Source organism: Maribellus luteus (assembly GCF_003576475.1).
Taxonomy (GTDB): domain Bacteria; phylum Bacteroidota; class Bacteroidia; order Bacteroidales; family Prolixibacteraceae; genus Draconibacterium; species Draconibacterium luteum.
Genome location: NZ_QWGR01000005.1, coordinates 232,694 through 246,000 on the forward strand (window position 1 = coordinate 232,694; position 13,307 = coordinate 246,000).

Here is a 13,307-nt window from a genome sequence, read left to right on the forward strand (position 1 = left end):
GCATTTCTTATTCAGCGATCCGGCGCTTCAGTCCCTTTCAACCGTCACTGCGAGTTGGTTCATCAAAGCGATGATCTCGTTGCCCAGTGCTTCCTTTTTGTCCATGTGCTGGCGGATGGCCTGCACGGTGTTGTTGCTTTCGAACTCGCCCCGCACTTCGGCAAAATCGAGCTCGCGGGCCCCGTTTTGCCCATCCACACCAAAACCCGTCATTTTAGACATTGAAAATTCCTTCTGAGCGTCTTCATACAAATACTTGTCAATCCCCAGCACACTGTTTTTCCATCTCTCCACCACGCTTATCACATCACCTGTTTCAAACTGATCCAACGGCTTTCCGCAGAACGACTCCAGGGCATCGGCCGCCCATGTCCATTCGTAATTGTAGTAATTCTTATGAAGCATTGCCAGCCCTGCATTTACCTCTTCCAGCGACTGAATTGCCCCGTTCTCCACATTCGCGAGTAACTGGTCGAGCGCTTCAAAGGGACACAACATCCCCGCCAAATCCACCCAATACCCGCGTCCCAAGCGCGTATCGGGCTGCAACGCTTTCCACATATCCGAAACACTTTCCAGCTTGTTTCCCTTCAAGCGGGTAATCAGCGAATTCCCCAGAAACTTCCAGATGGCCATTTCATACAACTCAATCCCCCGATCAAGCGCATGTTTCTCGATTTTCATTTTCTGATAGCGGTACGAAGCTTCTTCAACCGAAGACTCACGAATAGCCAGCAGCTTTTCCCGCCCCGCCATCATTTTCCGCACGGTGTAAGGACTCAGCAAATTAAAATTGATAAAATCGAGCAGGTTTGAATCGGTACGTTTGTCGCGCTTGGGCCATTTTTGGGTGTCCCGAACCGTGCCAATGCTTTTCAGGTTGATTCCGGGCACCAGAATGCTTTCGTCCTTGCTTTCAATCAGGTACGAAAAAGGAAATTCCGCGGTATCGCAATGTTTGTAATGACGCCCCATCACCAACGAAAAAGCGCCAATGTGCGACGGCCACAACAGATAAGAATCGCTGGTGGTTTTCGCTCCCCGCTCCATAATTCCCTGGTGAATGGGGCCCAGCTTGTAGATATGATTGCTCTGATTCGACCCGCTTCCGGCATTCAAAAACGAGAACATCCCGGCAATCAGCAAGGTCGATTTATGATGCGTAACGGTGTAAGGTCCTGCAAAAATGGAACAGGCCTCACCGTGAAATCCCTGGCAATTGGCAAAAAACAACGAATTCTCGGCAGAGTAATGCTTGTCCAGCACACAGCCCTGCCCGATAAAACATTTTGAAACCAGCGTTGCTTCAGCCACCAGCGAACCCGAACTGACGATAAAGTCTTCCATGATCACTCCTTCTCCGATCACAACCGGGGCTTCAAAATTACTGTTGATGCTCCCGTTTTTCAACTTCTTTACACCGTCGATAACCGCTGCCGGCCCTGTTTTTACATTCAGAATGGTATTGCAGTTGAGCAGTTTTGAATGTGCGCCAATCACTCCCATCTCATCACTGACAAACTCAGTATAATCCGCCACCATTGTTTTGAGCGAATTCACCAAACCGGGCCGGTGCCGGTACAAAGCCATCATATAAGCCACATGCGCCGACAAATAATCGTAGATCGGAATCTCACGTCCACCTCCTTCATTGATCGTCTCCACCACAATCCCGTTTCCAAACGAAGACCGCCCGTCGACCGCCAAAGTGGTTATGTTGTGAATAATAACGTTTTCGCCGATACGGTAATTGGCAATGTAACTTCGAACATTGTGAATAAGTGCATTCTTCCCCACCTCGCAATTATGCAACCACGCATTGTAAATACCTGTTTTGAAGGTGATCCCGCCAATCAGGTTAACCGAGCCCGTAAAACCTGCCAGCCGGATGCGACCTGTAAATTTTGTATTTTCAATGCAATCGGGAATGAAATCCTCCCCTACCTTTACCAGGCTCCAGTCAGTGGAAGAACATCCCTGGTGTACCAACTGCCCTATTTCTTCATCGAGTAAGTTTCTGAAATTCCGTTCTGTGCTGTGAATCATGTATCTGATTTTAATTCGGCCAAAGTTAAGGCTTCCGATTTCCGCCCAACACTAAAAACCTAACAGATGCACAACTACAAAACAACATAACCTAACTCAACAAAACATAAACAACAAAAAATCAATTTTTTAAAATAAATAAATAACCCTACAAATAATTTCAAAAGACAACACTTACCCTAATATATACAAGTCAAAAAAGATTGAAGACAGATTGAAAAAAAGATTGACGCAGATTGGTTTAGTCAATCATTTCGACTTAAAACCAGCTGAAATGTCTTGGAAAAAATACACAAATATTGCTGATAAGAAACAAATCAAAGCTGCACAAGGTAGTTTGACAAACGAACAGAGCTACCCAGTTTTAGTTTTTTACGAAGCCGGACCCGGGCTATTTCCACACTTTTGGGAGTCAGATTGAGCAGCCCGGCAATTTCACGGCTTGAAAGCCCCAGCCGGACATATGAACACAGGCGTTTGTCTTTTAGCGAAATATTCGAATGCCGCGCCTGCAAACGCTCCATAAACCCGGGATGGACTTTTTCCACCTGGTTTTCGATGGTACTCCAGTCAACCTGCTCATTGGCACTTCCACCAAGCATTTCGCGCAATTCCTGAACAACCTCCGAAAAGTTAGCGACCTCTTTTTTATCCGCTTTCTGAAGAATGTTTTTTGCCTTGTTCAGCAACTCATTTTTTTGCGACAACTGCAACAGAAAAGAAACCAGTTCACGGTCTTTCAGATCAAGCTGACTTTGCAAACGCTGCTTGTTTCGCTGATCAAATTCCTTTCCGCGCTCCAGGTCAGAAATATGCCCCATCGCACGTTTCAAACGCGTAATGTCCTGCACCGACGCACGAATACCCAGGTACTTTCCGAGCTTGTCGTACACGCCCCGCACATTGATCACACACCAACGCAACTGCTTGGTACGCGTTAAAATCCTGAATTCGAGCGATGGATTCACCAACGACTGATTCAGCGCCCCAGAAAGAAAATGCTGATACTTTTCACGATCGGGTTCATAAACCAACATGGTGCTGATTCTCTCCGACTGGATAATTTCGTTGGAAGTAAAACCGGTGAGATCGTAACACGAAGGAGAGGAATATTTGATTGTCCCGTCGGGCTCAAACCACAACTCCCAGGCAAAGGCAAAATCAGAAATTTGCTGGTAAAACTGGCGTTTCTCGCGTTCATCCTGTAACTGAAAATGCGCATCTTCCAGTTGTATCTTCAGATCCGAAAATTCACTTTCCAGTTTTTCAATACGAGCCGTATTCTGCTTTTTATCCAAGGCGATGTGATTTTAGTAATCAATTCCGGACTAAAAATACTACGCCCAAACAGGAAAAGCAAACAATCCATGTTAGGTTTATTTACCTCTCATAAATATTGACAATTAAACAGATAGTAAAAAACAGAAATGTTTTTTGTTATACTGAGGCATAAAACCGGATAGCCTAATATTCCGTCTTATCATTTTTTGCCTTCCAATGCTCAAACACATGAAGGCCTTCGTCGCGAATAATGTTTTCGAAATCCACTTTGCGGTCCTCTATCTTAAGTTCCAGCTCATCGTAAATAAACTGGTCATCAAAATTGGCGGAGGCTGCATCTTCGCGGTTACAGGCATAAAAAACCTTCTTTGGCCGCGCCCAGTAGATGGCTCCCAAACACATGGGGCAAGGCTCGCACGAAGTGTAAATCACACAATCGTCGAGCTGAAACGATTTCAGTTTTTTGCAGGCTTCACGAATGGCAATCACTTCAGCGTGTGCCGTCGGGTCGTTATCCGAAGTAACCCGGTTATAACCTTCCGCTATTATTTCTCCGTCTTTTACCACAACAGCGCCAAAAGGGCCGCCCGAATTGGTTTTCATCCCTTTTTCGGCCAGCGAAATGGCAGCACGCATAAACTTCTTGTCTGTTTCACTCATAGTTCCTCCTCTTTTCAGGCAAAGCTTTCAAAAGTAACATTCAGGAAATGAAAATACAAATGCAACGAATTTCTCCGGGAAAGCTTACTCTGACGCATCCCTGCTTCTGGGAACCTGGCGGATGATCAAACGCAGCGACTGATCGTAAGTCATGTAATTCCAGAGCCAGTTGATAAAAATCACCAGCCGGTTTTTCACGCCGACAATCGACATCAGGTGCACAAACATCCACACCATCCAGGCCACAAAACCCGAAAACTGCAATTTTGGAAGGTCCACTACAGCACGGTTTCTACCAACGGTCGCCATCGAACCTTTGTCGTGGTAACGAAATCCGGTCAATTCCTTTTTATTATGAATGTTCACGAGGTTTTGAGCCAACAAAGAAGCCTGCTGAAGCGCTACCTGCGCCACCTGCGGATGCCCGTTTGGATAAGCTTCGGTCTCCATATAAGCAATATCTCCAATGGCAAAAATATCGTCGGCATCGTCTATCTGGTTAAAATCGTTTACCCTGATCCGGTTTCCCCGAACAATCAGATCAGTGTTGATACCTTCAGGCATTTGCCCTTTCACACCGGCTGCCCATATCAAAGTATTGGCCTGAAAACTTTCCTTGTCTTCCAGGTCAACCTGTTTCCCGTCGTAGTTTAGAACTCTATGTTCCAGCTTTACTTCAACGCCCAATTCGGCGAGGTAGTTGAATGCCTTCTCACCCGCTTTGGCACTCATCCCATTCAAAAGCTGATGATTCGCTTCAATCAATGTAATCGTCATCTGCCTGAAATCCATTTCGGGATAGTCTTTGGGCAACACAAAGTTCTTCATTTCTGCCAGCGCACCACATACCTCAACACCCGTTGGTCCGCCACCTACCACCACCACGTTCAGCATACGTTTCCGCTCTTCCTCGTCACTTATTGTAACAGCCCTTTCAAAGTTGCTGAGTATCGTATTTCGCAGAAAAAGTGCTTCGGAAACCGACTTCATGGGAAGGCTGTTTTTGGCAAAACTTTGCATTCCAAAGAAATTCGTGGTAGCACCCGTGGCAATCACCAGGTAATCGTACATCACCGTTCCCAGGCTGGTTTCCAGCATTTTTTCTTCCGCCCGGATTTTATTTACCTCGGCCACGCGGATAAAAACGTTTTTTACATTCTGAAAAACCTTCCGCAGCGGAAAAGATATGGAACTGGGCTCCAAACCGGAAGTAGCCACCTGGTAAAACAAAGGTTGAAACTGGTGATAGTTATTGCGGTCGAACAACACCACCTGAAAATTCTGTTTGTACAGCTTCCGCGCCAGGCGCAAACCGGCAAATCCTGCCCCTATAATCACTACTCTCGGCTGCTCTGTTCTTGGTATATTTACTGGCATTCACTTAATTGTTAATCACCTTTACCAACAACCCTAAAAAGCGATTGTTTTAAACAGGAAAAGAAGAAAACAATTTATTAACGAACCATACAATATCAAGACTTTCCTTCGCTTTTAGCAAAATAATTTTATACCAACACGATTAATGTGATCAAGCAATGCCTCTTCTTTTATTCTGGAGAAAATGACAAGATCAAACTTCCACGGAAGGAACAATTGGTCAATGTCGGCCGATATTTCAAGAATATCCGCCAGCTTCAGTTCATCGCCCAGCAAAGCAATATCTACATCCGAACCACTGGTAAATGTTCCCTTCGCGCGCGAACCAAACAAAACAGCCTGCTTCACGTTGGATTTGGCTTTTAGAATAGCAATGATTTTTTTGAAATCAGTTTCAGGGAGACCATATTTAGTTGTTTCCTGCATTGTCGGCTAGTTAGATTCTTTTTCAAGCCTTATCTTCAGCGCCTCTAAAAGAAAAAAATACAGTGCCCTGATTTCTCCTATAATTTCTTCAGCGGTTTCTTCATCATAAGTATGACTGGTAAGATTTCGGCTTTTGTGCATTTGCATCCATCCTTTCCCGTCAGCAATGTAACCATCCTGAAAACTTTGCTCGATTACGGGCCGCGGTCCAACAATATCTATGTATCCTTTGTCTTTCATCAAGTCCTGCAAAGTTTTCCAGCTCAACTCATAAGTATATTCAAAGGCTTTTATCAGACCTTGTTCCTCCATTTCGTTTAAATTCTCTTTGGAAATAAAACGTTCGAGTTGGGCAAAAGCCTTTTTAAAGTTTCCAAAACGTTGCTGCCAGCGGATGTCTTGATTCATTTCTCCCGTTTAAGTGTGGACTGTAAAGTTAGAATATCTAATTAAATTTCATATTCACTACGTTTCATTCTACTCTTAATCCGGTCACCAGCGTTTTCTTTTGAAGTGAAAACCAGCTTAGCCCAAAAATCCAAAGGAATCCGTTCAACAAGATCATTCCGGTAACCAACGCAACCGTACCAAACGATGCGTCGGAATGCGTGGATAAAAACGAAGGAAGTGTAGCCACCACTGCCGTGATAAAACCAATCAGAACCCCGGTAAACAACAAAATCAAATACTCTGAAGTGATCATTCTGAAGATGGGCCGGTTGCTGAAACCAATGGCCTGCATTACCGAAATTTCGCGACGACGTTCCAACAGGGTACGAGCCAAAATCACAGCCAGCCCGATGGTGCCCAGAATCAATCCCAGCGCTCCAAGTGCCAGAAAAATCGATAAGTAGGTATTGGTAACCGAATAAAACTCCACCAGGCGTTTAGCGGTGGATTCCATTTCCCAGCCGTAATCGCGAAAAACAGACTGCAGTTCGTTGCTAATTTTTTGCTGATCTTCCGTTTTCCCGTCAATCAGAAAAATATGCGAGCCGCTGTTACTGGGGTAATTTCTCAAAAAGTTTGGATTGGAAATCAGCACATAACCCTGAAATATGGAAGGAGTAGTTCCTGCTATCAATTTCAGTTTGAGTGTGTCACCCAATTCATTTTGATACAGTAAAACATCGCCTACTTTTTTTCCAAGCCCCCACTGAATAACCGTTTGGTCGGCAATGGCAGGAATGGTTCCGTCATCAAAAGTTTCATTCAGCGTCCCCCACGGATCTTTTTCGCCCAGCTCCTTCAATTTGGTAGCAAATGAAAAACGTCCCTGCAGAGCCTCCGCATCAAGACCCAAAATAGCAGGTTGCGAAATACGGTTCAGGTTCAGACAACTGGCATCGTCTCCCTCTACTTTTCGCAGTTGAACTGCACTAAACTCCTCAAAAATGCCTTCTTCTGCCCTTTTCTCCGGATTGTTGATATCGAACAAAACGGGCATGGTTGTTTCGGCAAAATACAGAAATCCGCCTGTTCCGTTTGATTTATTCTGGGCGTTGGCAAACAGATCGAGTTTGTTTGAACCGGTTGATACCACGATAAAAGTTCCAAGTGCAAATAAAATCACAACGGTTAAAGAGCGGGCCTTGTTTCTTGAAAGATTAAGCTGCGCTAGCCATCCCAGCCAGAGTTCGTTCTTTCTACCGTTTTCCAGCCTTATAACAAAGCGCCGGAATAATAAAAGCAGGCCAATCAAGAGCAATCCTCCGACAGCAAAAAACAGCGAAGCATTCATTTGCGGCGATACAAATACCTGGTACACAAAAAGAACAACCGAAGTAAGTAACGACACGATCATCAAAACATTCCATACCAGTTCTTTTACCCGACTTTTGGAAGCTGATGTTTGTTTCTGAAGTTCAGCCGTTTTCTGTTTCTGAAAACGGGAAACCGATATATAAATCGCAGCAAGCGACACTAGTAAACTTATTACAAGCCCCAGAATCACGGTAGCCGGGTAAATCTTTATCAGCAAAACGTCGGTTCTGACAATGTCGTACCACAAGGTATTGAGGATTCGAAAAACCAGCTTTGTATAGAAAACAGAGATTACGGTCCCCAGAATTCCGCCCAACAAAGCAACAGCAAAACCTTCCCATAAATAAAAACCACGCACCTGTTTTTGTTTGAATCCCAACGCATCCAACAGCCCAACTTGTGTAGAGCGGCTTTCCAGGTTCAGGCGAAACAACAGCGAAGTCAGAACTATTCCGGCAATCAACAGGAAAAAGCTCAGGCCAATAAAGAGTCCGCTAAAGTCGGTTCCGTTTTTTGCCGCACTCACTCCTTTTTCGCGAATGGGTTCAACCGACATTCCCAAATCGGCAGGAGTAATATTCTCGGCAAATACCTGTTTGTATTTCGCCTCATCAAAAACCTTGGCAGAATAGCGCACTGCCGTATAGTCTCCAAAACGGTTCGACCACATTTCCAGCGCCTTGCTTAACGAAACATAAGCTTTCGGAGCCCCTTTGTAGTCGTCCCAGTAAAGTTCGTCTTTAGCGCGAATAGCATCCAGATTTATTGGTACTCCGGCTTCCCATTCCCGGCAATGTCCGGCGTCGGAAAGACCGGGCAGGTTGGGCATCCGGGTTTCATCGGCCCATCCCGGCACCATCGGAACAACTTTTTTCAAAATAAAATCCGATTCTTTTTCAATCAATTTGCGTAAAGGGCCAATTTGCCAGTATTTCAGGCGAATTGAATCACCAATTTCGGCTCCCAAATCATCGGCTGCCCATTGATTTAAAATGATGCCATCTTCATCAAGCCCATCAACTAAAGTGGAAACAAAAGAATATGGAATCGATTGTGATTGACGGAGATTGGTTGAGATTGATGGAGATTGATCGTCCGCAAAACTCGTGGCTTGCGGCTCATGGCTTGTAGCTTCTTCCGAAATTTCATTCACAAAATACGTCAGCATCGGTTGTGCGCTCGGAAGTTTTTGCAAGGTTTCAGCCACTTTGTCTTCCATAAAAACACGCTCGGTTGACACCTCCACTTCATCGGTTGCTTCAATATTTTTTAGCTGAAGACCAGCATCCGCAGGTGTCAGACAATGTTTCACCGACTCCAAAACCTCGTCTGTTCCCAAATCAGTAGCTATCAGTATCTGGTTGGCTTTACCCTGGAATTCCATCAGGCGATTTAAACGGTCGATGGAAAGAAAAATATTATACGGTGCTGTTTGTGAGTTTTTCAAACTAAACCGCCCCAGTTCTTCCTTTTGAACAATATTTTTAATGGTCGCACGCAACGAAACGCTGGTTTCTTCAGCAGAAATAAACGGTGCATTCAACGGGATAAGACTGGCTTTTTTGATGCGCACCAGCAAATTATCACCTTCTTTTACAGCCAGCCGTTCCGCCAGATTTTGACTGATAGCAATCTCATTATTTTGCAATTCTGAAAAGACAGATGAATTTGAAATCTTCTCGAAAGATTGGTTCACTCCAATCACCTGTACCTTATTGGCACGCCGTTGACCGCCATCGGCCACGGCAACACCTTCGAGCAACAACACGGGTACGGCCTGAATCTGAGCGTTGTCGGCTTCCAATTCTGAAGCCATTTCCTGCCTGAAATAACGTTCTACCACCGAAACCAGGTGTGTGGTTTCACCCAGCCGGTAAAAAGTGGCCTGCTCCAGACTGTAACGCACCGAGTCGCCAATCACCAGCGAGCCGGTTAAAACCATGGTGCTCACCACTACTCCCAGCGCCACCAGCAGGTTGGCCTTGAAATAGTGTAAAAATGTCTTGATTATGTATTGCAGTCGTGTCATGTTCACCCCTCCGGATTCGCCGCACTCCCCTCAAAGAGGGGAGAATATTCTTTTTCCAATTCTTTTTTCGTCATTCCCGCGAAAGCGGGAATCTTATGAACTCAATTTCCCATTCTTTAATACATACTTCTTATCCATCTGCTCAGCCAACATAGCCGAGTGGGTCACCGTTACCAAAGCAACACCCTCATCATCGCTTAACTTTTTCAGTAAATCGGTCAACGCCGCGGCATTTTCTTCGTCGAGGGCACCGGTAGGTTCGTCGGCCAGAATTAGTTTGGGTTTGTTGATCAGTGCCCGGACAACCGCAGTTCGCTGGCATTCTCCACCCGACATTTCCGATGGTTTTTGATGACGCTGCTCCCAAATCCCAACTTTTTTAATCAGGTACTCTGCCCAGTCTTTTTGCTCTTTCGTGATTTTATTCCCCTGAGGCAAAAGCGGAAGCAGTACATTCTCCCACAAACTCAGCTGAGGCATTAAATGATGCATCTGAAAAACAAATCCCAGGTGTTTGTTCCGAAAAGTTGCCAGTTCGGTTTTTGAATACCCGGTGATGTCCTTCCCTTCAAAAAGAACCTTGCCTGCTTCGGGTTGATCAAGCGCCCCGATAAGATTAAGCAGCGTTGTTTTGCCCGATCCGCTTGGCCCAACAATGGCCACTTTTTCTCCCGGATTCAACGTAAAGTGTAAATCTTTCAGCACGGCTCGGTAACTGTGTGTGCCCGGTTCGCCGTAGCCTTTGGTTATTTTTTGTAATTGTAAAAGCATTTTATCTTTGTGTTCCTCTGTGTCTTCTCGGTGTACTCTGTGGTACTTTCTTTTTTAACCACAGAGTACACTGAGGTTTCACAGAGACTATTTTTTCAGACTCTCGTATAAAGTTATCATTTCTTTGGCGTGATTATGAATATTAAACTTATTAAGGGTTCCCTCGTAGCCTTTCCTGCTTAGTTCTTCCAGTTTGTCAGGGTTTGATAACAGATCGGTCCATGTTTCACTTAACTTTTGCGGTGTATTGGGCATATAAGTCACCCCGCCGCCCGAGAGTTCAACAATTTCGGGGAAAGCGCCCAGAGCAGGCTGCACCACCGGCACTCCCGAAGCCATCGACTCAATCAGGTACATTCCGAAAGCTTCACCGATGCGCACCGGCACCGAGATCAGCGAAACTCTTTTGAAAAAATCATTTACTTCTTTGCCTTCAAAATCCGGAAGCACTTCCAGCGAATCGAGGAGATGATGTGCCTTCAGCTTTCGTCTTTGTTCTTTGTTGAATTTGGCATCGTCGCCCGTCGATCCACCCGTTGCAATCAGCTTTACATCTTCAAAACCCGGTTTCTTCTTCAATTCAATAAAAGCATCCACCACAATGTCAAAACCGTCTTTGTGACACATGCGTGAAATGTAGCCTACATTTCTTTCTTTGCCTTTCGTAGAAACATATTGGTAGTCTTCCACGTCCACCCCCAAATGAATCGTTTTTACTTTTTCATCCGGCAAATTCATCCGCTTTTTCATCACGTCTGCAAAAAAGTCACTTACCGAAACCAGCACATCCACGTCGGTTGCCCGCTCGTGCATCAATTCCCATATTTTTTTCTGAAACTTCGGTTGCATCGGGTCAATCCACACATCTTCGTCCTGAAGCGTGCAAAGCACAGGAACTCCGATTTTCTCTTTCAGGCGGCGAGCCAGTCCCAAAAGTAAGGCGTTTGAAACATGAATAATATCGGGCTGACAATGTTCTGCAATCCAGTTCACCATGTGGTCAAGTTCGTCTTTTTGAGCCCCGTCTTCGCCCAAAAGCATCGAAACGGTCATGTCTTCCAGGCCTTTGGCATTGGTTGAACCAGACATTGAAGCAGCCAATTTCATCATGGGTTTTGAATTCAGCATGCGATCGAACCAGGCAGGAGCTTTTCGAAAAATGGGATACACCTGTTTCAGATAAGTGCTGATCGCGCCATAAAAAATCGGAACTTCCGAAATATCATGCTCATCGGCAAACAAGGGAAGGTACATGGGAATCTTGGTCACTTTGTGGCCTTCGGCACGCAGCGCGTTAAAATATTTGCTGTCGCGTAAACAGTTACCGCAATAAAAACTTCCTCCTGAACCGGGTATGATCTGAATGATGTTCATATTCTCATTTTCTCTGTGTGTCTCTGTTTCTCTGTGGTTTTAATATCCCTGAACAACTCTCTTCAATCCATCTTTCAGTCTGGCAACATTGAAATTTATCAATAAACCATATCTCAGCTTTTGCAACTTCAGATAGGTTAAAATTTGCGCCATGTGGACATCGTTCAATGCCTCAACTGATTTAAGCTCTACTACAATTTGGTCTTCTACCAATAAATCAATTCGATAACCACAATCAAGTTTAACATCCTTGTAAACAAGAGGTAATGCGTTCTCTTTTTCGACTTTTAAACCGGCCTCCTGTAACTCGAAGAATAAACATTCCTTGTAAGAAGATTCCAACAATCCCGGACCTAGTGCTTTATGAACTTCAATAGCACATTGAATAATTTTCCCGGTTAATTCGTTTGTTTCCATATTGTATTGATTTAACCACAGAGGCACTGAGAAGCACAGAGTTTACTTGCCAAAACAATATACATTTCCGTCGTATGCCCCCACAAAAATCTTCCCTGCTGCCACGGCCGGATTACTGACGATCTGGCTGCCAATCTCATAACTCCAAACCAATGAGCCGTCTGAAAGGTTCACCATCGCGAGGTCGCCCCTCATGTTTCCGATGATCACCTTATCTTTTACAACCACAGGAGAAGCATCCACCTGTCGTCCGGTGTTATATTCCCACAGTTTTTCACCCGAGTTTTTATCAAAACAATACAAAAACTTGTTGTAATTGGCCGTTAACACTTTGTTGCCAATTAACGACGGTGAAGCAATAAATTGCAGGTGTGTTTTATCATCTTTCCAAACCCAGGTGGTTTTATCCGTTTTAATGTCCACCTGAAAAAAGCGGCCATCGTAATCGCCAATGTAAGCTTTCCCGTCCTCCACTGCTACTGAACCTGCCACATATGTCGCCACATCGATCTTTTTATCCAGCTTTCCGCTTGCCACATCCACAATGTGCAGAAAACCATCACAGCCGCCAAACATGGCTTTCCCGTTGGCGCTGGCTGCTGCGCCGTTGATGTAGTTATCAGATTCGTATTTCCACTTCAGCTCACCGGTTTTACCATCCACACAATGCAGAAAGAAATCGTAGCTCCCCACAAAAACAAAGGTTGATTTACCATCGCTCCACCAGTTGGGCGATCCGACGATCTGGTTCTCGCATTCGTACTCCCACAGTTTTTCGCCGGAATCCAGATTCAGAGCCAGCAACATTCCGTCAAGGTTGCCGATGTACACCGTTTTATCAAGAATTAAAGCCGGCGCTTCAATCGAATTGCTGGTTTCAACTTTCCACAACAGTTTTCCTTTTGTATCCAAACAATACACAAAGCCATCGGTAGAGCCAATCACCACTTTCCCATCAGCAACTACAGGAGATGATTTTATGTTATCACCGGTTTGGAACGTCCATAATAATTTGGGCGAATCGGGAACAGAAGTCCTTGAAACACCTGTGAGATGCGGTTCGCCGCGAAAAATCGGCCACGAATCAGAAGGTTGGGCGATGGCCCGCACTACGAACAAAAGAATAATATTTAGGAATAGTATTTTTTTCATGCTTTTCTTT

Annotated in this window: 11 protein-coding genes; all 11 read right to left on the reverse strand. The window is 44.9% G+C overall.

The annotated features are described in order from the left end of the window. Positions 1-27 precede the first annotated feature (27 nt). The 11 genes from D1614_RS11190 to D1614_RS11240 all read right to left on the reverse strand — a co-directional run bounded on the left by D1614_RS11190 (position 28) and on the right by D1614_RS11240 (position 13,297). Positions 28-2,046: a DUF4954 family protein gene (locus tag D1614_RS11190; RefSeq protein ID WP_119438017.1), complete on the reverse strand. Its 2,019-nt coding sequence runs from the start codon at positions 2,044-2,046 to the stop codon at positions 28-30. Between the two features lie 317 nt (positions 2,047-2,363). Next, positions 2,364-3,344 carry a PAS domain S-box protein gene (locus D1614_RS11195; protein ID WP_162304472.1) on the reverse strand — a complete coding sequence of 327 codons (981 nt, stop codon included), beginning with the start codon at positions 3,342-3,344 and terminating at the stop codon, positions 2,364-2,366. 166 nt (positions 3,345-3,510) lie between these two features. After that, positions 3,511-3,987, reverse strand: coding sequence for a nucleoside deaminase (locus D1614_RS11200; RefSeq protein WP_119438019.1), 477 nt, complete (start codon positions 3,985-3,987; stop codon positions 3,511-3,513). Positions 3,988-4,071: 84 nt separating this feature from the next. Continuing rightward, the gene (locus D1614_RS11205; protein WP_119438020.1) at positions 4,072-5,364 is read right to left on the reverse strand and encodes an NAD(P)/FAD-dependent oxidoreductase; all 1,293 of its coding nucleotides are present in this window, start codon (positions 5,362-5,364) and stop codon (positions 4,072-4,074) included. Between the two features lie 114 nt (positions 5,365-5,478). After that, entirely contained in the window at positions 5,479-5,790 is a 312-nt protein-coding gene (locus tag D1614_RS11210; RefSeq protein ID WP_119438021.1) for a nucleotidyltransferase domain-containing protein, read from the reverse strand. 6 nt (positions 5,791-5,796) lie between these two features. Continuing rightward, the gene (locus D1614_RS11215; RefSeq protein ID WP_119438022.1) at positions 5,797-6,198 is read right to left on the reverse strand and encodes a nucleotidyltransferase substrate binding protein; all 402 of its coding nucleotides are present in this window, start codon (positions 6,196-6,198) and stop codon (positions 5,797-5,799) included. A gap of 64 nt (positions 6,199-6,262) precedes the next feature. Further along, on the reverse strand, positions 6,263-9,583 hold the full coding sequence (locus D1614_RS11220) for an FtsX-like permease family protein (protein ID WP_119438023.1): 3,321 nt from the start codon (positions 9,581-9,583) through the stop codon (positions 6,263-6,265). A 93-nt stretch (positions 9,584-9,676) separates the two neighbouring features. Beyond that, positions 9,677-10,354 (reverse strand): ABC transporter ATP-binding protein, encoded by a 678-nt coding sequence (locus tag D1614_RS11225; RefSeq protein WP_119438024.1) that lies wholly within the window; start codon positions 10,352-10,354, stop codon positions 9,677-9,679. Between the two features lie 87 nt (positions 10,355-10,441). After that, entirely contained in the window at positions 10,442-11,728 is a 1,287-nt protein-coding gene (locus tag D1614_RS11230) for a glycosyltransferase family 4 protein (RefSeq protein ID WP_119438025.1), read from the reverse strand. A gap of 39 nt (positions 11,729-11,767) precedes the next feature. After that, positions 11,768-12,145: a GxxExxY protein gene (locus D1614_RS11235; protein WP_119438026.1), complete on the reverse strand. Its 378-nt coding sequence runs from the start codon at positions 12,143-12,145 to the stop codon at positions 11,768-11,770. Between the two features lie 42 nt (positions 12,146-12,187). Beyond that, positions 12,188-13,297: an outer membrane protein assembly factor BamB family protein gene (locus D1614_RS11240; RefSeq protein WP_119438027.1), complete on the reverse strand. Its 1,110-nt coding sequence runs from the start codon at positions 13,295-13,297 to the stop codon at positions 12,188-12,190. Between the last annotated feature and the right edge of the window lie 10 nt (positions 13,298-13,307).